The organism is Paenibacillus sp. FSL H7-0714 (genome assembly GCF_038003765.1).
GTDB lineage: Bacteria > Bacillota > Bacilli > Paenibacillales > Paenibacillaceae > Paenibacillus_AQ.
The window spans coordinates 6,218,325-6,243,087 of record NZ_JBBOPT010000001.1 but is presented as its reverse complement, the minus strand read 5'-3'; the positions used below and the strand labels follow the sequence as shown (position 1 = coordinate 6,243,087).

24 protein-coding genes are annotated in these 24,763 nt (G+C 43.7%); 18 read left to right on the top strand and 6 right to left on the bottom strand.

All coding sequences use genetic code 11. From position 1 onward, the window contains the following. Window positions 1-98: 98 nt before the first annotated feature. A complete protein-coding gene (locus tag NST34_RS28025; RefSeq protein ID WP_076285483.1) occupies window positions 99-473 on the bottom strand; it encodes a hypothetical protein in 375 nt (124 codons plus the stop codon). A gap of 126 nt (window positions 474-599) precedes the next feature. After that, window positions 600-767, bottom strand: coding sequence for a DUF1328 family protein (locus NST34_RS28020; RefSeq protein WP_042131050.1), 168 nt, complete (start codon window positions 765-767; stop codon window positions 600-602). A gap of 188 nt (window positions 768-955) precedes the next feature. Between NST34_RS28020 and NST34_RS28015 the strand changes: the two genes are divergently transcribed. From NST34_RS28015 to NST34_RS27975, 9 genes are all read left to right on the top strand, one after another. Further along, the gene (locus NST34_RS28015; protein WP_076285482.1) at window positions 956-1,462 is read left to right on the top strand and encodes a DUF948 domain-containing protein; all 507 of its coding nucleotides are present in this window, start codon (window positions 956-958) and stop codon (window positions 1,460-1,462) included. A gap of 60 nt (window positions 1,463-1,522) precedes the next feature. Beyond that, window positions 1,523-2,047: a hypothetical protein gene (locus NST34_RS28010; RefSeq protein WP_076300663.1), complete on the top strand. Its 525-nt coding sequence runs from the start codon at window positions 1,523-1,525 to the stop codon at window positions 2,045-2,047. A 235-nt stretch (window positions 2,048-2,282) separates the two neighbouring features. Continuing rightward, a complete protein-coding gene (locus tag NST34_RS28005; RefSeq protein WP_076285480.1) occupies window positions 2,283-3,455 on the top strand; it encodes a SpoIIE family protein phosphatase in 1,173 nt (390 codons plus the stop codon). Continuing rightward, window positions 3,452-7,123: a response regulator gene (locus NST34_RS28000; protein WP_076300662.1), complete on the top strand. Its 3,672-nt coding sequence runs from the start codon at window positions 3,452-3,454 to the stop codon at window positions 7,121-7,123. Before NST34_RS28005 ends, NST34_RS28000 begins: the two co-directional genes overlap by 4 nt. Window positions 7,124-7,210: 87 nt before the next feature. Next, window positions 7,211-8,077 (top strand): CheR family methyltransferase, encoded by an 867-nt coding sequence (locus tag NST34_RS27995; RefSeq protein WP_076300661.1) that lies wholly within the window; start codon window positions 7,211-7,213, stop codon window positions 8,075-8,077. A gap of 21 nt (window positions 8,078-8,098) precedes the next feature. After that, entirely contained in the window at window positions 8,099-9,769 is a 1,671-nt protein-coding gene (locus NST34_RS27990; RefSeq protein ID WP_341129188.1) for a response regulator, read from the top strand. A gap of 99 nt (window positions 9,770-9,868) precedes the next feature. Next, the gene (locus NST34_RS27985) at window positions 9,869-10,207 is read left to right on the top strand and encodes an STAS domain-containing protein (protein ID WP_042131044.1); all 339 of its coding nucleotides are present in this window, start codon (window positions 9,869-9,871) and stop codon (window positions 10,205-10,207) included. A gap of 18 nt (window positions 10,208-10,225) precedes the next feature. After that, on the top strand, window positions 10,226-10,678 hold the full coding sequence (gene rsbW, locus NST34_RS27980; RefSeq protein ID WP_042191848.1) for an anti-sigma B factor RsbW: 453 nt from the start codon (window positions 10,226-10,228) through the stop codon (window positions 10,676-10,678). Beyond that, window positions 10,675-11,445, top strand: coding sequence for a sigma-70 family RNA polymerase sigma factor (locus NST34_RS27975; protein WP_042131042.1), 771 nt, complete (start codon window positions 10,675-10,677; stop codon window positions 11,443-11,445). The genes rsbW and NST34_RS27975 overlap by 4 nt, the downstream gene beginning before the upstream one ends. 208 nt (window positions 11,446-11,653) lie before the next feature. Here NST34_RS27975 and NST34_RS27970 read toward each other — a convergent pair whose 3' ends face one another. The 3 genes from NST34_RS27970 to NST34_RS27960 form a co-directional block, all read right to left on the bottom strand. Then, window positions 11,654-11,986, bottom strand: a complete 333-nt coding sequence (locus NST34_RS27970) for a DUF5665 domain-containing protein (RefSeq protein ID WP_042191847.1) — start codon at window positions 11,984-11,986, stop codon at window positions 11,654-11,656. A 149-nt stretch (window positions 11,987-12,135) separates the two neighbouring features. After that, entirely contained in the window at window positions 12,136-12,645 is a 510-nt protein-coding gene (locus NST34_RS27965; protein WP_076300659.1) for a YtxH domain-containing protein, read from the bottom strand. A gap of 106 nt (window positions 12,646-12,751) precedes the next feature. Continuing rightward, window positions 12,752-14,512, bottom strand: a complete 1,761-nt coding sequence (locus tag NST34_RS27960) for a glycoside hydrolase family 13 protein (RefSeq protein WP_341129187.1) — start codon at window positions 14,510-14,512, stop codon at window positions 12,752-12,754. 453 nt (window positions 14,513-14,965) lie between these two features. Here NST34_RS27960 and NST34_RS27955 point away from each other — a divergent pair, with 453 nt between their 5' ends. The 4 genes from NST34_RS27955 to NST34_RS27940 all read left to right on the top strand — a co-directional run bounded on the left by NST34_RS27955 (window position 14,966) and on the right by NST34_RS27940 (window position 19,829). Beyond that, window positions 14,966-16,300 carry a sugar ABC transporter substrate-binding protein gene (locus NST34_RS27955; RefSeq protein WP_341129186.1) on the top strand — a complete coding sequence of 445 codons (1,335 nt, stop codon included), beginning with the start codon at window positions 14,966-14,968 and terminating at the stop codon, window positions 16,298-16,300. Between the two features lie 19 nt (window positions 16,301-16,319). Continuing rightward, window positions 16,320-17,627, top strand: coding sequence for a sugar ABC transporter permease (locus NST34_RS27950; protein ID WP_042191843.1), 1,308 nt, complete (start codon window positions 16,320-16,322; stop codon window positions 17,625-17,627). After that, window positions 17,624-18,460: a sugar ABC transporter permease gene (locus tag NST34_RS27945; protein WP_042131038.1), complete on the top strand. Its 837-nt coding sequence runs from the start codon at window positions 17,624-17,626 to the stop codon at window positions 18,458-18,460. The genes NST34_RS27950 and NST34_RS27945 overlap by 4 nt, the downstream gene beginning before the upstream one ends. 364 nt (window positions 18,461-18,824) lie before the next feature. Beyond that, complete coding sequence (locus tag NST34_RS27940; RefSeq protein WP_042191842.1) at window positions 18,825-19,829, top strand: asparaginase; 1,005 nt, start codon at window positions 18,825-18,827, stop codon at window positions 19,827-19,829. A 77-nt stretch (window positions 19,830-19,906) separates the two neighbouring features. Here the strand turns inward: NST34_RS27940 and NST34_RS27935 are convergent, their stop codons facing one another. Then, window positions 19,907-20,131: a DUF1128 domain-containing protein gene (locus tag NST34_RS27935; protein ID WP_042191840.1), complete on the bottom strand. Its 225-nt coding sequence runs from the start codon at window positions 20,129-20,131 to the stop codon at window positions 19,907-19,909. 145 nt (window positions 20,132-20,276) lie between these two features. Between NST34_RS27935 and yyaC the strand changes: the two genes are divergently transcribed. The 5 genes from yyaC (at window position 20,277) to NST34_RS27910 (ending at window position 24,755) form a co-directional block, all read left to right on the top strand. Beyond that, entirely contained in the window at window positions 20,277-20,804 is a 528-nt protein-coding gene (gene yyaC / locus NST34_RS27930; protein WP_341129185.1) for a spore protease YyaC, read from the top strand. Window positions 20,805-20,894: 90 nt separating this feature from the next. Next, entirely contained in the window at window positions 20,895-21,701 is an 807-nt protein-coding gene (locus tag NST34_RS27925; RefSeq protein ID WP_341129184.1) for an alpha/beta fold hydrolase, read from the top strand. 300 nt (window positions 21,702-22,001) lie between these two features. After that, window positions 22,002-22,673 carry a DUF6483 family protein gene (locus NST34_RS27920; RefSeq protein ID WP_341129183.1) on the top strand — a complete coding sequence of 224 codons (672 nt, stop codon included), beginning with the start codon at window positions 22,002-22,004 and terminating at the stop codon, window positions 22,671-22,673. Continuing rightward, window positions 22,673-23,479: a PhzF family phenazine biosynthesis protein gene (locus NST34_RS27915; protein WP_042191832.1), complete on the top strand. Its 807-nt coding sequence runs from the start codon at window positions 22,673-22,675 to the stop codon at window positions 23,477-23,479. Before NST34_RS27920 ends, NST34_RS27915 begins: the two co-directional genes overlap by 1 nt. An 85-nt stretch (window positions 23,480-23,564) precedes the next feature. Further along, window positions 23,565-24,755 carry a class I SAM-dependent methyltransferase gene (locus tag NST34_RS27910; protein ID WP_341129182.1) on the top strand — a complete coding sequence of 397 codons (1,191 nt, stop codon included), beginning with the start codon at window positions 23,565-23,567 and terminating at the stop codon, window positions 24,753-24,755. The last annotated feature ends 8 nt before the right edge of the window (window positions 24,756-24,763 follow it).

Here is a 24,763-nt window from a genome sequence, read left to right as displayed (position 1 = left end):
CGTTCTATAAATTATCTTTATATTTCTCGCTTAAACACTTGCCGTCCTTATAGGGACGCCGAAGGCGTTTATGCTTGTTATCATCTTTTCTGTACTAATTACATAGTTACATTGGCAGCAACAGGAACCTTTACCCACGCTTTTCCTAGCCAAGTGTAGATTTCTCTCCATTCATTGCCCCAAGTATCCGTAATCACTTCACCTGTGGTATCAAGCGTTTGAGCGCTAAGCCAGCCTGCGGGAATCATACTGCCAACTGAAAAGTGGAAAGCTGTTTTTTCGGTTAGAACAATTTGTGGTGTGGCTGGAGTAATATCCGATGGGGTAATGATCGTTTCAAAAGATGTTGTGTAAGTGCTTCCAGTTCCGGGCGTAGAATCTGTAGTTGTCCCTGTTACCTCAGCGGCTGATGCTGTAGCTGCTATTGAAGCCATAAGTCCCAAGGCAAGTGTAATGCTGGCGAATTTTTTCATGTTAAGTTCCTCCTCATTATGATCTAACTTCAAAACTTTTTCTTATTTTCTCAAGTGACATCTGTGTGGGAATGACCTATACTTTCTGCATGATGAATAAGATATATGGATAGATATGGGAGGAGGCTACATCGATCTACCTCTGCGTCCCGTGAAGAGGGAAACAACAAACAGAACCAAGAATACGAAAAATAGTATCTTTGCAAGACCAGCAGCGGCTGCTACAAGATTGAAGAAACCAAAGATACCAGCGATTACAGCTACAACTAGCAGAATTGCGGACCATTTTAACATTACATATCACCTATCCTTTTTTTGATTTGTAGTCATTGTATAAACGGGGACTTTGATTCTGAAACAAAGGGGAGCAGGGAGTTTTGACAACGCTCGACAGATTGTTTCGGCATATGGTAGTAGGGGTAACTATGCAGTATACAAGGCTGATTAGCCACTATTTATGAGATTTGGAAGGGGTTATGAATATGATCATTGAACTTAGTGTAGCTCTCGTTGCTATCGCATTCGCAATACTTGTTTTCTTTCTAATTAAGACTTTGCAGTCAGCGAAGCAATCTCTCGACAAAGTAAGCCAGACCTTGGTGGAAGTGCAGAAGACGATGGATGAACTGACTTATGAAGTGAAGACTACAGTCAGACATGCAAATGAAATTACCGCTGATGTACAGAATAAAATTCAGAAGATTGATCCTGTCATAGATTCTGTGAAGAATTTGGGAGAAGTTATGAATGAGTTAACCTTAACCGTTAAGCAAGTTTCAGTAACTGTGATTGAGAGATATCGTAAATCACATGAACTGAGGGAGAAGCGTAAGGGGGTATCCATAAAAGAAGCTCCGCTGACTCCAGCTGAGGAACGTACGGTAAACTCTTATGATGCTGTTAATAACGAGAAAGCACCGGGGAAAATAGCTACTGTGTTAAAAAGTGTAGATGTAGCTGCAACTCTTTGGAAAAAATTCCGTCATTAAAGTTAAGGCAGCAAGTCCTCTGTAAATGGCGGCTGCAGATAAGAAAGGTGGGATAACAACATGAACATTATCATACTCTTGTTTAGTCTACTTTCCCCATACTTTGATGCGTCTCCACAGTTGACGCCTATCTCGACTTTTAGTGATCAGCCTAAGACAGTTCTTACATTCGAACATTCCTCAGAAACGAGCCCTGCTATAAATCAGTTTGATTCACTGCAAGGTGTTGCTTTATATGCTACGAAGGAAGAATTGCTTCTGGCCAAGGGCAATCCGCTGGCGGTAACAAATGATCCATTGCAAGGGACAGAGGAGTACCAATACGCAGATGTAACAGTGGGTGTTGGTGAGGGGTTTGTACTGTATGTGCATGTCTCACCTTCTCAAGCACAGCAGTTTGGGCTACAGGTAAATGGGGTGGGAATTGATCCCGTGAAGGATAATGTGCAATCGACCTTGGGTAAACCGTATTTTATTGCCGAAGATGGTGATGTATATATGAGAGGAAACAATGCGCTCAAAATATATCGAAATTTGGCAGGTGAATTTGAAGGTATTGATTTATTTGATAGTATTTCTTCTTAATATGTTTCACTTTTGATCATTTTGGTTAATAAACAGAGGCTGTCTTTACCATAGAGTAACCTCCCGAACCACTACATGTAGTGGTTCGGGAGGTTACTTTGCTGAAGGCGTAAATGAACCTATTACTATATTTACATATATTAAAAATAGAAATAACACATTTAAATAGCGTATGATATAGGTAATGAGTCGCAGAATTTTACGTTCGTAATACTATTCGTGTGAGGTGAAGATGATGAGAATCTTAATCGTAGATGACAATCCGACTAATGTTATCATTATCCGTGAAATCCTGAAAAAAGAAGATTACCGAAATTTCGTAACCGCATCCTCTGCAAAAGAGATGCTTACACGGTTGGGTATCGGTTCTGTGAGTGAAGATGGACGTCCTCGGATGTCAGATATCGATCTGATTTTACTGGATATGATGATGCCGGAAATGGATGGAATCGAGGCATGTCGTGTTGTACAGCAATACGAACACCTAAAGGATATTCCAATAATAATGGTTACAGCTGTTGGCGATTCCAAGAAGCTGGCAGAAGCACTGGATGCAGGTGCAGTAGATTATGTTACGAAACCCATTAACAAAGTGGAGCTGATGGCCCGAATTCGGCTCGCGCTGCGGTTGAAGCGAGAGAAAGATTGGCATAAGGAACGAGATCAGCGAATTCAAGAAGAATTGAGACTGGCCGCACTTGTTCAGAATGCTGTGTTGAGCTTGCCTCTTCAGGAAGAGAATTTTGAGGTCAATGCCATCTATCAGCCATCCTCTGAGCTTGCCGGTGATTTATACGCGTGGTACCCCCTTGGTGATGGCCGATATGGAGTGATCCTGCTGGACATTATGGGACACGGAATATCGTCATCTCTTTTTTGTATGTTTCTTGCTTCTGTGTTAAAGGACACGGTAACTACGTATGTAGAGCCGGAAAAGGTAATTCAGGAGCTCAATCGAAGGTTTAATCAGCTCTATATTGAGAAAAAGCTGATCCAATACTACTTTACGACCATTTATCTTGTGATAGATACCCGTATGAAACGTATTGACTACGTCAACGCCGGGCATCCACCTGCGCTATTTTTTGAAGGTGTGGCTAAGACTCCAGTCATGCTGGAAAGTAACTGTCACCCAGTAGGTTTGTTTGAACGGATTGATATTCAGCCACAGAGCTTAACCTATGAAGATGAAGGGCATCTAGTTCTTTATACAGATGGTCTATTGGAACTGGTTGAGGGCGAACAAGAAGAGCAGCTGAAATTTATGATTCAACATTTAAATGTTGAACATGAGTGGAACGAAGAAGCTATTCGAGCTGCTTTTTTCAATGTTGAGGTTCCTAAAGAGCGTGATGATGATAAGTGTATTGTGTGGATCTCACTGAAGAAGGGAACAGATAGAGAATGAAGATAAAGGCTAAACTCTTAATTGGCTTCAGTGCCATGTTAGCGATTATGCTTGCACTTACGATGATAGGATACGACCGCTTAAATTATATGAATAACCAACTGGAAGGGTATCAGGATAGATATATGAAGGGGCGATCTTCTTCGGGGATGCGTGGAGAAGTCAATGATATGGCGCGAATATTGACCACGACCATGTTAAGTGCAGATGCATCATCGGTAGAATCTCAAAAGAATGAGATTAATAAAAAGATTACTAAAGCGAATGAGCACTACGAGAAAATAAAAGCATCGATGACTAGCGCTGAAGAAATGCAAATGGTTGGTCAAATAGATGATGCGTACACCACTTATTTAAATTATCAGGAAAAGGTATTGAAACTGCTATCGGCTGGTTATTTTCAGAATGCTAGCACGTATTCCAACACAGAGGGACAAGCGATTCAGAATGCCGTGTTAAACGCTCTGAACAGTCTCTCTGATTATAATGCTTTTATTATGAATGAAGAGAGTACGAAGGCCAACGAAGCTTATAAAAGTTCGACTCAGATGGTAGTTCTAATGATGATTATGGGCTTACTTCTCGGACTTGGAGTGGTTCTATGGATCATCCCAAGCATCACTCGGGGGCTTAATGTCGTTTCGATGATGATTACCAGCTTTGGCAACGGTAAAGTGAGGGCTATACGGCGTATAAAGGTTACTACTAAAGATGAAATTGGTGAGGTTGCTCTTGTCTTTAAAAAGATGGCTTTAGATCTTGAACAGAAGCAGCAAATGGAACAGGCCTATGCGCAAGCGCAGAATGACCAATCCTGGCTGAATGCGAATGTTGCTCGGGTGACGGAACTATTGCGAGGTGTTAGCTCCTTGGATCAGGTCTCACAGACCTTCATCAATGAGTTTACCCCTGTGCTGGGAGCACAGTTCGGAGCTGTATATTTAAAAGATGCCAATCGTCCTGATTTTTTACGAAGCAGTGGATATTATGCAGTAGATAATGATAAGAAACCTAAGGACGGGTTTGTGATTGGTGAAGGGCTTGTAGGGCAAAGTGCGCTCGATATGCACCCGATCAGACTGGAGAAAGCTCCTGAAGACTATTCATCCGTTAAGTCCGGATTCGTGGATGCACAACCTGGATATATTTCTATCCATCCGCTTATTTTTGAAGACGAACTGCTAGGCGTAGTAGAATTTGCTTCATTCCAACCTTTTAGCAGTTTGAAAAATGATTTGCTGCAACAACTCGCTAATAATTTAAGTATTATTTTTAATAATATTAGCCGTCGTTTGATCGTGGAGAAGTTGTTGCGTGATTCACAAGCTCTTACGGAAGAGCTGCAGTGTCAGTCGGAGGAATTACAGACTCAGCAAGAGGAATTGCGTCGTTCCAATGAGAACTTAGAAGAGCAGACGGATGCGCTTAAACGTTCGGAAGAACTACTCCAGCGTCAGCAGGAAGAACTGGAGCATTATAATACGGAACTTATTGCCAAGACCCGCGCTTTAGAGGAACAAGTGCAGGAGGTTGAAGAGAAGAAAGACGAAATTGAGCATGCAAAAATTCAATTAGAGAAACAGGCCAAGCAATTATCCGTTACTAGTAAATATAAATCAGAGTTCTTAGCGAATATGTCTCATGAATTGCGAACTCCGCTCAACAGTCTCTTGATTCTGTCGCAGCTACTCACGGAGAATAAGGATGGCAACTTGTCAGAGAAACAGGTTGAATTTGCACATACGATTTATATGTCAGGTGCAGACTTGCTTAAGATGATTGATGAGATTTTGGACTTATCCAAGGTTGATGCTGGCAAAATGGAACTGAACCAAGAAGAAATTAAATTAACGGAGCTGAAGAGCTTTGTGAAGCAGAATTTTGCTCCGCAAGCGCTCAAAAAGGGACTTTCTTTAAAAATTACCTTTAACGAGCCACTGCCAGATAGTGTCATTGCCGATGGTCATCGGTTGAAGCAGGTGTTAAGAAATCTGCTTTCTAATGCCTTTAAATTTACGATGGAAGGATTTATTGAGTTCTCGGTTAGTCAAGCAGATGACAATCTTATTCCGCTAGATCTGCCAGGTGAAGTTGAATATATTGCTATTGCTGTAAAGGATAGCGGAATTGGTATTCCGGCAGACAAAACTGATATTGTGTTCGAAGCCTTCCAACAGGTGGATGGAACTACCAGCCGTAAATTTGGGGGGACAGGCTTAGGTTTGTCCATTAGCCGTGAGTTAGCACGTTTAATGGGTGGAGCTATTGTACTGGAATCCCGTGAGGGCCAAGGTAGTACCTTTACTATGTATTTGCCAGTTATAGGGAATTATATTAAGCAGCAACCTGCAGTAATAGAAGCTGCTGCTTCTAGAGAAGATGCAACCTTCGAGGGGTATATTGGAGATATACTTCCAACCCTTGTACCAACGCAGGCTCATGCACCTATCCCACAATTGGTGATCGATGATGATCGTGATCAATTAACTGCAAATGATAAGGTTTTACTTATTATTGAAGATGATGAGAGCTTCGCAAAAATACTGCTGGATATGGCTCATGGCCGCAACTTCAAAGGACTGGTAGCCCTCCAAGGGGATACCGGATTGCAGATGGCGAAGACTTATTTACCAGATGCGATTATTCTTGATATTCAGCTGCCGGTTATGGATGGCTGGACCATCCTTAGAGAACTAAAGAGTGCATCACAGACTCGCCATATCCCTGTCCATGTCATCTCTGTAAATGATGAAGTGAAGCAGGGGCTTATGATGGGGGCAATGGCTTATTTAAGAAAACCTTCTTCTAGAGAGGCGCTTGAACGGGCTTTCTCGCAAATCGAGAACTACACCTCCAGTACGTTGAAGTACTTGCTGATTGTAGAGGATGATGAGATTCAACGTCGTTCGATCATGGAATTGATTGGTCATGACGATGTGGCTATAACCGCAGTTTCAACTGGCGGAGAGGCACTGAATGAGCTGCGGAAGCAGAGATATGATTGTATGGTTCTAGATTTGATGCTTGAGGATATGACAGGCTTCGATCTGCTGGATCAGATTCGTGATGATGAGGAATTAAATGATCTGCCTATTATTATTTATACGGGTAAGGATTTGGATGGCAAAGAAGAGACGCAGCTGCGCAAATATGCGGAATCAATCATTATCAAGGATGTACGTTCTCCAGAGCGGTTGTTGGATGAGACAACATTGTTCTTGCACCGGGTAGAAGCAAATCTTCCGGAAGATAAACGTAAGATTCTGCAGAAGCTTCATAATAAAGAAGAATTGTTTGAAGGAAAGAAAATACTGCTCGTCGATGATGATATTCGCAATGTCTTTGCGCTCTCCAGCGTACTCGAAGAGTATCATATGGAAGTGAAGTTTGCGGAGAATGGACGCGAGGCGCTGGAAATGCTGGTAGAGCAAGAAGATTTTGATCTTGTGCTAATGGATATGATGATGCCAGAAATGGACGGATATGAGGCTATGCGCCGGATTCGCGAGATGCCACAGTATCAGAAACTGCCTATTATTGCGCTGACCGCCAAAGCTATGAAAGAGGATCGTGCCAAATGCATTGAAGCTGGAGCCTCTGACTATATGAAGAAGCCAATTGCAACAGGTCAACTTCTATCTTTAATGCGAGTCTGGCTGTATTCGTAACCTTAATATTGGGGTAATACTTTAAAAGAACTAACAAAAAGCCATTCTTCAAAAGTACGGCGTGTTGATAAGGGAGTCGGGATAACAATGAAAGCAATAGAACACGGATATGAGGAGCAACCCGTTCTGGCGGGAAGTGACGAACTGGAGCAAATTGAGATTGAGCTGCTTCTTGATGGGGTACACCGTTTATATGGCTATGATTTCCGGAATTATGCGTTGCCTTCATTAAAACGACGCATCTGGCATCATGTTCATGCGGAGAATGTACTCACCATATCCGCGCTGCAAGAGAAGGTTCTGCATGATCGGGCTTGTTTTGAACGATTTGTTTACAGTCTCTCTATTCCTGTTACTGAAATGTTCAGGGATCCAGGATTATTTCTAACTTTTCGCCAGAAGGTAGTTCCTTTGTTAAGAACCTATCCCTATATTCGTATCTGGCATGCCGGATGTTCCACTGGGGAGGAAGTTTATTCTATGGCCATCCTGCTTCATGAAGAAGGGCTTTATGATAAGGCTCGAATTTATGCCACAGATATGAATGAGCGTTCTTTACAGCAGGCTAAGGAAGGCGTTTATGATATTAGCAGAATGAAGCAATACACAAAGAATTATTTGGAGGCAGGAGGTACCCGGGCATTTTCCGAATACTATACTGCGAAGTATAACTCAGTTATTTTACAACCTTATTTACGCAAAAATATTATTTTTGCTGAGCATAATTTAGCTACTGACACTTCTTTTAATGAATTTAATGTTATTTTCTGCCGAAATGTAATGATTTATTTCAATGATGAGCTTCGTGATCATGTTCACGGGTTGTTTCATGAAAGTCTAAGTCGCTTTGGAATCCTTGTTCTGGGCTCTAAAGAGTCTATTCACTTTACGAAATATAGCGATTGCTATGAATCTTTAGACAGAGTGGAGAAAATATACCGTAACATAAAATAACGCATGAAGGAGGGTGGTCCTATGGGGTTTCAAGAACCAATTCATATACTACTAGTCGACGACCGTCCTGAAAACTTGCTGGCGCTGGAGGCGGTACTTGAGAGCCAGCATTACGAGCTAGTCAAAGCCACCTCCGGTGAAGAGGCACTGCGGTGTTTGTTAAGGTATGATTTTGCTGTCATCGTACTGGACGTACAGATGCCAGGTATGGATGGGATCGAAACCGCAAAATTGATCAAAGCCAGAGAAAAAACAAAGGATATCCCCATTATTTTTATCTCTGCGAACAGCAAGGAAGCGGAGCACTTATTCGCTGGTTATTCGGCAGGGGCTATTGATTATATGGTCAAGCCTTTCATTCCACAAATTTTGAATTCTAAGATACAAGGCTTTGTCGAAATGTACATCACGAGCAAGAAGCATCAGACTCAAACCATGCTGCTGCAGCAAAAGACGAAAGAACTGGAAATCATTAATAGTGAGCTTATCAAGGCAAAAGAAGAGGCGGAGATTGCCTCCAAAGCAAAGTCGGAATTTCTAGCCATGATGAGTCATGAAATTCGTACACCTATGAACGGCGTAGTTGGCATGATCGATCTGTTAATGGAGACGGATCTTACTTCTGAGCAAATGGAATATTCGGAGATCATTCGGAAAAGTGCGGACACGTTGATTACGGTAATTAACGACATTCTTGATTTTACTAAAATGGAATCCGGAAAAATGGAAGTTGAAGAGCACTTATTTGAACTTCGAAATTGTATTCAAGAGGTGTTCAGCCTCTTCTCGATAGAAGCGGGAAAGAAGAACCTGGAGCTCGCTTATTTTATTGATCAGAAATTGCCTCGGCTTTTATATGGGGATATGGCTCGTTTACGCCAAGTTTTAATTAATCTGATCGCTAACGCAGTTAAATTCACAAATCAAGGTGGGGTCTATCTAGTCGCCTCGATCAAGAGCGTTGCGGATCATAAGATGGAAGTTGAATTCACAATTATGGATACGGGGATTGGTATTTCTCCAGAGAAATGTGACCGATTATTTGAGCCCTTTTCGCAGCTTGATTCTTCCATGACACGAAAATATGGGGGAACAGGTCTGGGACTAGCTATATGTAAATCTCTTGTCGGAATGATGGGCGGAGAAATTCGGGTAGAATCGATGGAGCAAAAAGGAGCCACGTTTATCTTTACGATTCAGGCATCTATGCCAGGAGAAGATTTGATAGGTGGATATCAAGAAGAGGAATCCACGCATCTTGTTCCCAATCAAGAGGGGAGAAGTAGAATCCTTGTTGTGGATGACCATCCGATTAATCAGCGTCTAATGGTCAGCATGCTGGATAAGCTGGGCTATGCGGCCGATATGGCTGAAGATGGTCAACAGGCTGTGGATATGGCGATTAAACATCCTTATGATTTTATCTTTATGGACCTTCAAATGCCAGTGATGGATGGCTTGGAGGCGACCGCTCAAATTCGTCGAGAGGGTGGTCCTGCTGCGGAGAAGACCGTTATCATTGCAATGACGGCGAACGTTATGGAAGGGATTCAGAATCGCTGTAAGGCCTCTGGAATGGATGATTACATCAGCAAACCGCTGAAGATGAGTAATATAAAACAAATTATTTCTCGATATTCTAGCAACGACAATGTATTAGTAGAACCTGATATATCTATTTTCCAAGCGTAATCTAGTATTTACCAATCCGTTTTTTTAACGTTATCTGATTCAAAGGTATATCATTAAGGTTATTAATATAGAAAATATTTGTTCAGGAGAGATCGTCTAATGAATACGCATAAAAGTAACAAGTTCCATGCTAAGACAGAAACCAAAGGGAATGTATGCACAGTTTTCCTGAGTGGTGAACTTGATTTATCAGTTGCTTCCGATTTCCGCCTGGTTATGGAGCCACTTGTGGGAGATACCAAACTTGATCTAGTTATTAATCTAAAAGAATTAAAATACATCGATAGCACAGGGATTGGTATTCTACTTTCGATCCTGAAATCAAGACAAGGAATGGACGTTAAGTTTATGGTTGAGGATGTTCCTCCACAAATTCAGAAGCTGTTTGACATGACTGGTATTTCCAAGTTTTTTGCCTCCCAAGAGAATTCCCACTAGGAAAGGATAGAACAAAGAATGAGTGATGATGTGCAAAAAGTAATTCTTCAGTTGCCTGCTAGCGCAGAGTATGTGGATATTGTTAGGTTGAATTTATACGGCATTGCCTCGAAAATGGGTTTCACCTATGAGGATATAGAAGACATGAAAGTGGCAGTGTCAGAGGCGTGTAACAATTCAGTATTATATGCTTATGGCCAAAAAGACGGAGTAGTAGATGTTATTTTTGAGGTGGAAGAAAGCTCCTTATCCATTACAGTCAAAGACGAAGGGGAGAGCTTTGACGGCTTGGACAAGTCTAATGAACGTATGACACTGCACGATAAGGAGTTAAGTGACGTTCAGGTTGGCGGGTTAGGGTTCTACTTAATGCAAGCGTTGATGGATGACGTTAGTGTCGTAAGTGAAGCCGGAAAAGGGACGGTGGTAACTTTGAAGAAGCACCTTAATTTTAGCGAGGAGAAAGTATGAGTGACAAAGTGACTCCCCCCGAGTCCATGAATGAAGCAGTCACCCAAATTTGGGAGTATCAGCAGACCAAGGATAACGATCAGGCGACGTTGCTGATACAGAAATATGAGCCTATGGTGAAAATGGCTGCTGGGAAAATTTCCCGTAATCGCCCCGACTTGTATGAGGATTTATATCAGGTCGGGCAAATGGCGCTCATCCGGTTACTGCAGCAATATGATATCAGTCTCGGAATCCCTTTTGAGCCCTATGCGATGAAAAGCATGATTGGACATATGAAGAATTATTTGCGTGATAAATCTTGGTACATACAGGTTCCTAGACGGATTAAAGAAAAAGGAGCGCTTGTTCAACACGCGATTGATGAACTTACAGTGAAGCTTGAGCGTTCTCCTGCGGTCGATGAGATCGCTCATTATCTTGATCTGTCTGTTGAAGAAACTGTAGAAGTACTGGCAGGCAGAGAATGTTACCATTACGTATCTCTAGATTCACCGCTTTCTCAAGAGGAGACTGGAGCTACGCTAGGGGAGCTTATCAGCTCTGATGCGAACGATTACGAGACTGTAGAGAAACGAATGGATCTGCAGCAAGCACTAGGACAATTGAAGGAGCAAGAGCAGCAAGTGTTGCTGCTAGCCTTCCAAGATGGTCAATCCCAGCGGGCAATTGCTCAGAAGCTGGGGGTTTCACAGATGAGTGTTTCACGGATACAGAAGCGGGCCACTGAGAAGTTAAAGCAGATTATGGCCAACTCATCCTATTGAGCTCCTTTATGTGTAATATACATTACCTGGATTTGAATTCTACTGTTCGACGATAAGGACATGCCTCTCTCCGTGCCTGGAGAATAGCATGTCCTTTATTTGTGTTCCATAACGCCCTTACCCCGCTTGTCCGGCTAACCCTGAAGGATTAGACAGACAAGCGGGGTAAGGGGGAGCGGTGATAGATGGGCGATAGATAGCCCAGTTGTTAGCTGTTCGCATCGATGTATTTTTTGATCTCGCCAAGGTACTCACCGATCACGGGAACATCAAGAAATAGGCTAAGAATGTAGCCCAGAACACCAAGAACTACGAACGTTCCGAGAGATAGGCCGAGACCTCGGGATATACCGGCCATCAAGTTTGTGATAATTCTTTTTTTTGGATCTGAGTAGTTATCAAGGATGTCCTTAAATTCTGATTTTTCTAGTGAATCAGCAATCTTGTCCAGACGATTGTTTAAGCGTTTGACCTCATGACGTAATTCGAAAGGATGTTCATCAATTTCATATGCTTTTGTTTGGCTATTTGATTCTCCCATGGAGCACCCCTGCTTTCTGTAGCCCGATCGGGCATTCATTAAGGATCTATTCAATCAGATGAAACTTTATATAGGGTATAACTAAACAACAGCCAGCTGCGGACAGCTGGCTGTTGTCGGATGAAATGATAGCTGTATTATGCCGCAGATTAGTAACTGGATTTATAGGAGGATTTAACATCCTCTTTCGCATCTTTAGCCTCATCGGCGACTTCTTTAGAGGATGCTTTGGCTTCGTCAGCCACTTCTTTAGAAGCGTCTTTAACATCAGAGGCTACATTATTTGAGGCTTCGCTTATAGTGTCACCAATTTTGCTGCCTGCGTCTTGAAGGGTAGCGGCAATTTGCTGCTTGCTGTCACTGACAGTAGTGTAGATATCAGAGGCTTTGACTGAAACCGTACTAGCCAGATCGGTTGCTTTTTCACCTACAGTTGTGGCAATGGCTTTGGTCTTGTCAGTTACGACACCAGCAACTTCTTTTGTTTTGTCAGTAGCAAGCGTAAGTTTATCGGACAGATCACTGCGCATTTCACGACCAGGCTTTGGTGCAAATAATAGGGCTGCTGCAGCACCTATTAAGCTACCAATAAAGATGCCTTTGAAAAAGTTGCTTCCGTTTTCTACTTCATGCTCTACTTTATGTTCTACGTTACTCATCACCAATCACTCCTTATAAGTTATCTTACTTCGTATTTAAACTTTGGCGTATAGGCTGAAACAATTGATGAGCAAGGCGTAGATGGCGAGGGGCTCTTGTTATGGACTATTTATTAACAGCTTGGAATACCGCATAGCCGAATTCGGGCAGATTCAGATGTAGTAATGATGTGAATTTTTCTGTTCGCTTCTGCGTCTCTAGGTTTACCCATATAGCATCCATCCCGGGTACAGGAATGGTGGCGTCGACTAGCACCTCTTCATTGTTTAGCACGATTAAGAAGCGGTTATGTTCGTCCCACCGTTCATATACAAGCAGTCTTGGGTGGTCCGGGATCTCCAGCGATTTAAAGCCGCTACTACGGAACGCAGTATGCGACTTACGAAGACCGATCGTCCAGCGATAGTATTCAAACAGTTCCCTGTTCTGTTTCTGGATGTCCCACTCCATACATTTACGATTATCTGGGTCATATTCACCTTCCATACCGATTTCATCGCCATAGTAAATACATGGTGTTCCCTGAAAGGTCATTTGGAACAAAACAGCCAGTTTTAATCTCCGGATGTCACCACCGCAAAGGGTCAGGAAACGAGTTGTGTCATGGCTGTCTAATAGATTAAAATTGGCCTCTGTAATTTGCTGCGGGTAATTCGCTAGCATAGTAGCAATCGCTAGAGAGAATTGTGAAGCATTAATTTGTCCGTGAGCGAAGAAATTAATCTGAATATTGGTTAGTGGGTAATTCATAACGGCATCAAATTGATCGCCAAGTAGCCACGGCAAGGAGTCATGCATAATTTCGCCTACAAGATAGGCTTCTTGATTAATGCTTTTGATCGTATTACGGAATTGTCGCCAGAACGTATGAGAGACTTCATTGGCGACATCAAGCCGCCAACCGTCTACACCGATTTCCTCAATCCAATAACGACCAACGTTCAACAGATAATCTCTGACTTCAGGATTCTCAGTGTTGAATTTTGGCATGATAGGCTCGAATGCAAATGTGTCATAGGTGGGAATTCCGTCGATGACTTGTGGTGGCCACTCACGCACATGAAACCAATCGGCATAACGGGAAGAGCGCCCGTTGGTGAGCAGATCAACAAATGGCGGAAAGGTATGGCCGCAATGATTAAAGACACCGTCTAGAATGACGCGGATCCCTTTGGAATGACAGGCGTCGACAAGTTCTTTTAGCAAAGCGTTGGTTCCAAAATGAGGGTCCACCAAGAAATAATCCTTTATATCATATTTATGATTGGTGGTTGCCTCAAACAGAGGATTGAAATAGATGGCGGTAATGCCCAATTCACAGAGATAATCCAAATGGTCTAGTACACCTTGCAAGTCTCCTCCGAAGAAATTCCGGGGACTCGGCGTACCGCCCCAATCTAGCACATCTGCCGGATCGTTAGTAGGATCGCCATTTGCGAAACGCTCCGGAAAAATTTGATAAAATACTGCATCCTTCACCCATGCTGGAGGGGAGTGTACATCTTCACGGTTCAAGAAAGGAAAGTCGAATAAGCCCTCATATATTATGACTGGAGGCTCTGAGAAGAAGCCTTTTTCCAAATAATAAAGGACCTCATCTTTGTTATAAAGTGCAAAATAGTAAGTGAGTCTGCGATAAACAGGACGGACCGCAGCCTGCCAATAATCGAATAAGCTATCAGAAGCCATGTGCTGCATGGGAATAACCTCATGGGTTTTGTCCCAACTGTATTTATCTCCGCAAAAAAGATCAATCTTTGACACGTTATCCCGTTTAGTTCTTATGCGAATATGCAGTGTAGACTCATCGTAGGCATATGACCAATTCTGCCCCATGCGATGATAAACGGCTTCTTGTTGAATCATAATCAATTTCCATCCCTTCGCGGCATGTAAACGCAAAAAAGGGCCAACCTCATGATAATCAGAGGTTGAACCCTTGGCGGTTTCATTGCCTTTAAATTTTGTCTGAATCTTATCATACCCCTCAAGATTAAAGCAAGGGATTATTTCACATGAATTCACAATATGGAATATTTAGTATGTAGTTGAAAAAAGGAGAGAATATAAGGAAAAACAAGAAAAGTGCTATTAAATAACCCCATTTGGATCTATACTCTGATTGCAATCCAAATTATGGGTATTATAGAATGAGGGCGAACGAACTTGATTTTTCTTAATACGCAAACAAATTAAAGGCACTGTTACCTAAAAGGTACAACCTCGGCACTTTGTGCAAATGAGGTTGTACCTTTTTTGCATGCTCTTTTTCTATGCGTGTTAGGTCTGATCACTTATGAATAAAGGGGAGATGAGCAAATGAAGAAGAGTAAACGATCTAAAATGCAAGCGGTATCATTTAGTTTGACCCTAAGTCTGTTGTTGGCATTGACCGTTACGGCTTGCGGTTCAGGCAATGGGAACTCTACGGCTCAGCCGAATTCAAGCCCGAATTCCACAGTGAACGAGCCGGGGGGAACTACAAATGAGACAAATCCCGCCGAAGAGGAGCTGAAACCGGAAGCTGGGGCCGAATTAACGGTCTGGGAAGCCAAGGAGCAGGTTGAGTACATGAAGCAGTTAGCCGCTGATTTCGAAAAAGAATACGGCGTTCCTGTCACGGTTGAGGAAATGGCGGGCGGCGATCAGGGAACAAGGTTGGCGACAGATGGCCCGTCCAAACTAGCCGCCGATGTGTTGACTCTCCCGCATGATCAGATCGGTCAGGCTGTCAAAGCGGGATTGCTTTTGCCAAATGATGTGTTTGAGGAAGAAACGAAATCAACTATGGTGGAGACAGCTATTCAGGCATCGACTTATGAAGGTATCCTGTACGGTTATCCTAAATCGGTGGAGACCTATGCGCTGTTTTACAACAAGGATCTGATATCCGAAGCTCCAAAAACCTGGGATGATGTGATCGCTTTTGCCAATACGTACAATAAGCCGAAAGAGAACAAATTTGCGATCATGTGGGAATTCGTCGGGTATTACAGCTATCCATTCATTGGCAGCTTCGGCGGATACATTTACGGTGACAACAATACGAATGTCAAGGATATCGGCTTGAATAATGAAGGTACCGTCAAAGGATTTACTTTTCTCCAGAGCTTAAAAGGAATTCTGCCATTGAATGCAGGAGATATCACCTATGACGTTAAAACCCAATTGTTTCAGGAAGGCAAGCTGGCAATGAACATCGATGGGCCATGGTCCATAGCGATGTTTAAGGATCATATCAACCTTGGAGTGGCACCTCTTCCGAAGGGACCTGACGGTCAAGACAGCATTTCTTTTTCCGGAGTTAAATCGTATTATGTCAATTCCTATACGGTATATCCAGTCGCAGCTCGCCTGTTCGCACATTTTGCAAGCAGCAAGGAGAATCAGCTCAAGAACTTTGAAATGACGGGTGCGATTCCTGCGAATATTGAAGCCGGAGAAGCGCCGGTAATCAAAGATGATCCGATTATAAGTGGATTCTTCGAGCAATTCCAACACTCCGTGCCGATGCCTTCCCTATCGGAAATCAAATCCGTCTGGGAACCGCTAAAGGCAGCATTTGTATCCCTGTGGAACGATCCGGGTCTTGATGTTAAGCAGACGCTCGATAAGACTGTATCAACGATTCAGGCCGATCTGGATTCGAAGTAAAGGACAGGTGATTTGAGCTATGCACAAAAAAACAGGTGCAGCGCTACTCTCGGCTATTATTCCGGGACTGGGCCAGTTCTTCAATCGACAGTGGCTGAAAGGATTAGTATTCCTGCTGGTGGGGTCTGCTGGAATCTATTTTATTGCTCATGATCTAATGGGTTATTTGCGGGGGTTGATCACACTTGGTGAATTTCCAAGCCGTATGGTCAAAGTAGGTAAATTAACCCGGATGGTGGAGGGCGATCACTCCATTTTTATGATGATCAATGGTCTGATGTCATTGCTGGCGCTGCTGTTTTATACAGCTTTTCATTTACTGAATATCAGGGATGCCTTCTTAGTTGGAGCTGCGCGCGACCGGAATGAGCCCATTCATTCATTCGGTGAATCGCTCAGACATATGGGGCGTAGAAATTTCGCTTATCTTGTACTAGCGATTCCTTTTGTGGCAGTGGTTTTTCTGACGATATTGCCGCTTGTTTTTTCGGTGCTACTGGCGTTTACGAACTATGCCGACCCGATTTTACCGCCTGCGCATCTAGTAGAATGGGTGGGTTTCGGTAATTTTAATAAAATGCTAAGTTTGGATGTATGGAGTTCAACCTTCGGCGGAGTGCTGACTTGGACACTGATCTGGGCGATTATTGCTACTGCGACGACTTACATTGGAGGTGTGCTCATCGCCGTACTTATTCACCAGCCCCGTGTTCGGTGGAAAAAGCTTTGGCGTACACTGCTGATCGTTCCCTTTGCTATTCCTAATATGATTTCTCTGCTCGTCATGCGTAATATGTTCAATAATCAGTTCGGACCGATCAATAGTTATGTAAGAGCTTTGGGATTGGAGGGGGTGGCCTGGCTGACTAATCCTTTCTGGGCAAAGGTCACCGTAATTCTGGCTAATATGTGGATCGGAATTCCGGTTACCATGATTCTGGCCTTTGGGGTACTGACAACGATTCCAAGGGATATGTACGAAGCTGCTGAAGTGGACGGAGCTGGGGCATTCTACAAATTCCGCATGGTTACACTGCCTATGGTGCTGTTCGCTACCGCTCCAATCCTGATCATGCAGTTCGCCGGTAACATTAATAGCTTTAACGTCATTTACCTGATGACCAACGGAGAACCGGTTAATCCGGATTACCAGTATGCGGGCCATACCGATCTGCTGGTGACTTGGCTCTACAAACTGGCGCTTAACCAATCGCAATACAGCTTTGCTTCCGTAATCGGGATTGTCATCTTCCTGCTGGTCGCGACCTTCTCCATCTGGAGCTACCGCCGAACGCGATCCTACAAAGAGGAGGATATGATTGCATGAAGCCAAAACTGACAGAAGCGTTTAAAACGATTGGAAGCCACTTGCTACTGATTGTGCTCAGTTTTATTAGTCTTTTTCCAGCGTTTTGGATTATTATGTCTTCATTCAAGACGGGAAACAGTTTGTTCAGCGACTCGTTGATTCCTAAAAATTTCACGTTCATTCATTACAAGGAACTGTTTGAGCAAACTAAATATTTGATTTGGTTCATGAATACACTAAAGGTTGCAGCGCTGTCTACGCTACTTGGCACTTTTCTGCTGCTGTTGACTTCGTATGCCATCTCTCGCTATCGGTTCACGGGCAGAAAAACGACACTGACTGCGCTTCTAGTTCTGCAAATGTTTCCGGGATTCATGGCTATGATTGCAGTTTACGTGCTGCTGAACACGCTTGGGCTACTGAATTCCCATTGGGCACTTGTGCTTGTATACAGCAGTGGCGCCATTATCACCAATGTGTTTGTGGCTAAAGGTTTTTTTGATACTATTCCTAAAAGTCTGGAAGATGCTGCGCGGATGGATGGGGCGAGTCATATGAAGGTTTTTCTATCTATAATGATCCCGCTGTCCAAACCGATGCTTACCTATGCCAGTCTTATGATATTTAATGGCTGCTTTGTGGATTTCATATTCGCGGACCTTGTATTGCGTACGGAAGAGACGAGAACGCTCGCTGTCGGGCTTTTCCGGATGGTGAATCAAAGCAATTCGACCGAATTCACATTGTTCGCCGCCGGAGCGGTGCTGGTTGCTCTCCCGGTCACGCTACTGTTCATTTTCCTTCAGCGTTTCCTGGTGGACGGTCTGACCGCGGGTGCAAGTAAGGGTTAATTCGATTTGCGCTCCCACTCTACAGCAGTACTGAATTCTATAAAAACCACTTCCTTTTCAGAAGAGCAAGAATCTGATGCGGGAGTGGTTTTTTAATTTAAAAGCTTCATTTATGTTCCTGTCATTCAGGATTTATTGCTGATGGAATTGTTTTTGTGTGGTTTCTAAAATCTTCTTGGTGTTGAGAGGATTGAAGAATGATGAAAATAGGAGTAGAATTCCTCATGGAACTAACACTTAAGGGAGTTTGTGATGTACAAAAAATCCCCGGAGCACGGGGTTATTTTCTAGCATTTATTAAATGTAGAATCCTAATAAATCCTTGTGAGTTATAGAGCAGCAAAGAGAAAAGAGGAGAGTTACCATGGAAACAGTATTAGTAAGAGAATATCGGTCAGATTTGCTGGAATGTGTCCATAGCGGACATATTGCAATCGTAGGAGAACACGGGAACGTAAAGGGCTATGCAGGTGATCCTGAGTTTGTATCCTTTACCCGTTCTGCGGCCAAGCCACTTCAGGCTATCCCAGGCATTCGTGGAGGAATCGTGGAGCATTATGGTTTTACACCCGCAGAGGTTGCCCTAATGACTGCTTCTCACCGAGGAGAGAGCTACCATGTTGCCGCGCTAGAGAGTATTTCCTCCAAGATTGGGATCGATGAGCAACAAATGATATGTGCCACTAGCTATCCACTGGATTATACGAGTAGAGAGAATGCCATTCGCGGCACGGGCAAAAGAAAGTTCTATCATAACTGTGCGGGCAAGCACATGGGGATTTTATCATATAGTAAGCTCAAAGGACTACCACTTGAAGAATACTCTCAGCCGGAGCAAACGGTTCAGCGTGAAATTATAGATACGATTGCTTATATGGCTGGTGTAGCACCAGACAGTATTGGTCTAGGTACGGATGGATGCGGTCTGCCGGTATTTGCCATGCCTTTGACAGCCTTGGCGACTGCGTATTTGAAATTAGCCAATCCTGATTTAATTGCTGACGAGGCAACTCGCAGAGCGGTCACCACAATCACTGCGGCCATGAATGCTCATCCGGAGATGGTTTCTGGGTCTGGACGCCTTGATTCAATCCTTTTGGAAGATGAAAATATTATTGCTAAGGGTGGATTTAAGGGCGTATATTGCTTTGGGTTGCGCCGCGAGCGACTGGGCATTGCCTTCAAGATTTTGGATGGATCAGAAGAAGAGTGGGGACTTATTGTACAGGGGATTTTAAATCAGATTGGATACAGTCAGAAAAATACTTTGGAAAAGCTGCGTAATGCATTTTCAGGTGTGATCTACAATGATGGTGGTACACGGGTAGGTCATGCAGATACAGAATTTCAGCTTCATTTCATGAAATAGGAACTTAAAAAGGAGCCCCTCGCTGCGCATCCATCTCGGATTCGCAGCGAGGGGCTCCTTTTGTAAACGAAGAACAATTATTTCTGACGTAGACGGCCGAGTTCGGAGACGAGCGCTTCTACCTGAGAAATACTGAGTCTATCGCTGCCCATGGCTACCTCATAGACATCGAAGATATCTTCATATTTATCTACTGAAAAAGCGGAGGCTTGCATTGCAGCAGCACTTGCCATCTTCAGTTTGTTCTTGATGGCCTCGATCATATATTCAACATTTTCCTGACTAGGTTGTGTTAAATCCATAGGGTTATTAACATCCTTTCTGTACACTGATTCATGTATTTTACCATGATTGTGAGCTTGATCACCATTTTTTTGTCGAGCTCACAGAAATCATGTTAAATTAAAAGCATGAAATCAAAAAATATCATCGAAGGGAGGAAAGGTATTGGCAATTAGAGAACAGGGAAGCGGAAAACGAAGCAAAATGGACGATGTAGGATTGGTGTCCTTTTTTATGGAAATTGCAGCGCTGCATTCAGCTAAGAAAGTTACCTTTCTGTGTATCGGAACGGATCGATCTACAGGTGATGCTCTCGGTCCACTAACAGGCAGCAAACTTCTGGAATATGGCTTTCCGCACGTAATCGGTACGTTGCCATCTCCTTGCGATGCAGATAATTTGGTGACCAGAGTCGCTGAGATTCCATCTGAGCATATCATTATTGCTGTGGATGCTTGCCTAGGACCTCCAATAGCTCTTGGATATTACTTCGTTTCGAATGGGCCGCTTCAGCCAGCACAATCGGTGGGGGTATGCCTTCCCGCAGTGGGGCATTATAGCTTGGCGGCGATTGTAGATATCAACGGTCCCAAGCCCTATCGGACGCTGCAGACGACTCCACTACATAGAATTATGGTTATGGCTGAACAAATTGCCGCCGCAGCAGCAAAAGGGTTTGGAATTGGGCGTTAAGAATAGGATGCCGGTTTCAAGGAGAGCTGTTTTGCTTAATAATAGATATTAGTTAATATATCTTAGTATTTTGGAAAGAGGGAAGCAGCCATGGAAAGAGTACGTTGTGACGGAAGCAATATTTGCTACAGTGATCAGGGGAAAGGCGAGGTTATTGTATTACTGCATGGCTTTTGCGGAAGTGCTGAATACTGGGAACAAATCATTCCCATCTTAAGCAGCGACTACCGAGTGATTGCTCCCGATTTACGTGGTCATGGAGCTTCAGAGGCTCCACTAGGCCCCTATACTATTGAACAAATGGCAGACGATGTTCTGGGCTTGTTAGATACACTAGAAATTTCTGAATGCACCATGCTGGGACATTCTCTTGGTGGGTATATTACACTTTCGTTCGCGCAGCGGTATGCCTCTCGATTGAAGGGCTTCGGATTAATCCATTCTACTGCATATCCGGATAGTGAAGAAGCTCGGGAGAATCGATTGAAAAGTGTCAGCAGGATTCAAAATGAAGGCATTACTCCTTTTGTGGACAGCTTCGTCCCAGGAATTTTTGCTAAAGCAACCGCTTCTGCATCACCGCAGCTGCTGGAGCGAGCTAAAGAAATTGGTTACAAAACGCCTCCACAAGGAGCAGCGGGAGCTACGCTGGCGATGCGTGAGCGTCCGGATCGGCGTGATGTGATCACAGCTACCACGTTGCCGGTACTACTTGTTGCTGGCGAGCAGGATGAACTGATTCCTGCGGAGCGCACCTTTACTTCGGATAAACCAAATATAACGCAAGCTACGATTTCTGGAGCGGGCCACATGAGCCTCTTTGAAGCTCCTGAACGGTTAGCTGAGGTTATCAAGGAATTCACCCAAGCTACGGTTAGTATTAACAGCCATTCGTGATCGCTGAAATAATAATTCAAAAAGAGGCAGCTCCGCGTCAAAGTAACGCGTGGGCTGCCTCTTTTTTAGGAGACTATTGAAACTTACGGATTCCCAATCCGGCAAAGATAGCTATGGTTGTTACGCCGCCAATGAGGAACGGCATTTCATGTCAATAAGTAGAAGGATTCTAGTCATTATTTTTCCCGTAATTGCTTTAGTGGCATAGCGTAGTGCAATGGTTTAAGATAAATGAATAAAACACATATAATACCTAGATACAAAAGCTTCGCAGTTACAGTATGGAAAAGGGGGAAGTTCATGTTCCGAAGAGACTATATTGTCCGAATGATCGAAGATATGACGGCGATGGTTGCCAAGGTTCTAACGCTGAAGCAAGAGCGAAAGACAACGGAAGCCTTATGGGAAATTGATGAGCTATTGAACCGACATTTTCCGCTGAACTCACGTCTTTTAAATTCACTATCTGTAGAAGATATTATAGATATGTTCCGGTTTAACGGTGTATTGGAGTCAGATAAGCTTCAAGGTTTAGCTAAGCTGCTTAAGGAAGAGGGCAGCATTTATGCTGCAAATGGCGATCATGACGCGGCACTATTCAGAAATATGAGAGCACTGCATTTATATTTGTACGCAGATTTGCACGGCGCTGATCGAGAAATGCTGCAAATGACGGAGGATATTAATGAACTCCTGGAGGAAGTCAAAGCGTATCGGCTTCCAGCCAAGACGGAACGGCTGCTTCTAGATTATATGGAGTCAATAGGACATTATAGTAAAGCGGAGGACAGTCTGTATCGACTATGGGAGCAGGGAGAAGATGTCTCACTGGAAGGTGATGAATTGTACAGAGGGCTGCTGCTTAAATCACCGGAAGAATTGGAACAAGGCTCGCTTCCTATCCATGAAGTGGAACAAGGATGGAAAGAGTGGCGCCGGATCACAGAAGTTCGAAGGGAGTCGGAAGCCTAATGAATACCCCTTTATTTATTATCGATGCCTTTGCAGGAAAAGCATATTCAGGAAATCCGGCAGCAGTATGCTTGCTGAAGCATCCAGTCGACGAGGCATTTATGCTTAAGACAGCAGCAGAAATGAACTTGTCAGAGACGGCATTTCTCTGGCCGGAGAATGATGGATATCGCCTGCGCTGGTTCACGCCCAAGGTTGAGGTTAATTTATGTGGCCATGCTACTCTAGCGAGTGCACATATATTATGGGAGGTGGGATTGCTGGATCCAGAGGTGGAAGCTAGATTTTATACACGCAGTGGGTTGCTTAGAGCTTCTCGTGCGGATGACCTCATCTCACTGTACTTCCCGCCTTATGAGCTTAAGTCTTCACCTACAATTCCGGCTCTTATAGAAGCGCTTGGTATTACAGAAGAAAATGTGGTAGAAACTATGCTCTATGCTGACAATGTACTTGTACGGCTCGATCAGGAATCCCTAGTTCGCGAACTTAGCCCAGACTTCGGGGCTTTATCCCGGCTTGAAGAGCGAGCCTTTGCGGTTACTGCAGAAAGCTCCATCGAAGGCATTGATTGTGTGTCACGGTTCTTTGCACCGAAGATGGGGGTAAATGAGGATCCGGTCACAGGCTCAGCGCATACTGCGCTAGCACCTTTCTGGGCTAGTCGACTTAACCGTACGCAGTTGACCGCTTATCAAGCTTCCGAACGAGGAGGCTTACTTCAACTTGAGGTAAGCAAAGATCAGATTAAGATGTCTGGCCGGGCAATAACTATTGTTAGTGGAGAGCTGCATGTGAAGCCCTGATAGGCTACCTCTTGTAGAGCCGTGATATAATGGAACGATGATGGTTAGGAGACATAGATTCTCCATTTTTAATCCCGAAAGTGAGATGTGCGTTGTGGAATCTTTAAAAGCTCTTATTGAACAACTGATTAATGACCGTACCTTGATTATGGCTACCTTAAGCCAAGTACGTAACAAAGGGGAGACCTGTACGAAGGTACAGATTAAACCTGTCGAACTAAAAGGTAAGTTGCATTATCAGTTTGCGTCCTATATTGGTACAAAGGTTGAACATCGCAACGTACCGGCAGAATTAGCAGCGGAGGACATGACTCTTTTATTTAGAGAATCATATCGCCAAGGCTTGTTATGCACGGTGGAAGCGGATTATCAGGTGCTGATTAGTAAAAAATTCAAAGTATCCATCCTTACCAAGTCTCCAAGTAAAAAAGAAGAGCCGGATCTGGCACACAATCGCCGCAAGCGTTATGTGCTGGAGGATGGAGAACCTGTGCCATTTCTTGTGGAGCTTGGCATAATGAACAGAGAAGGAAAAGTGCTGGCCAAGCGATACGATAAGTTCCGGCAGATCAACCGTTTTTTGGAGATGGTTGAGGATGTGCTTGCCGATCTGCCAACGGGACGGCCATTAACGATTGTTGATTTTGGATGTGGTAAATCGTATTTGACCTTTGCTCTTTATCACTATCTGACCGTCCGCAAGAAGCGGGAGCTTAATATTATTGGACTTGATTTGAAAGCGGATGTAATTGAGCATTGTAATGAGCTTGCTGCGAAAATCGGTTATGATCACCTGAAGTTCCTTGTGGGTGACATTGCCGAGTACGATGAGCTGGATCAGGTAGATATGGTTATAACGCTTCATGCTTGTGACACAGCTACAGATGCTGCACTCGAAAAAGCAGTACGTTGGGGCGCCTCCGTCATTTTGTCTGTGCCTTGCTGTCAGCATGAATTGTTCGCGCAGATTGAGAATGAAGTAATGAGTCCGATGCTGTCGCATGGGATACTTAAGGAGCGTTTCTCTGCCTTGGCTACGGATGCTATCCGTGCCAAATTGCTCGATATGATGGGTTATAGCAGCCAGCTGCTGGAATTTATCGACCTGGAGAATACACCGAAGAATATTTTAATCCGCGCCGTTAAAAGCTCGGGTGGTGATAACTCCGTCAAATGGCGTGAATACACCGCATTCCGTGATTTTATAGGGGCGAAACCTTACCTTGAGCGCGTATGTGCTGACCTGCTTCCGAGTGAAAGTTTGGTGGAGGGATAATAGCACGG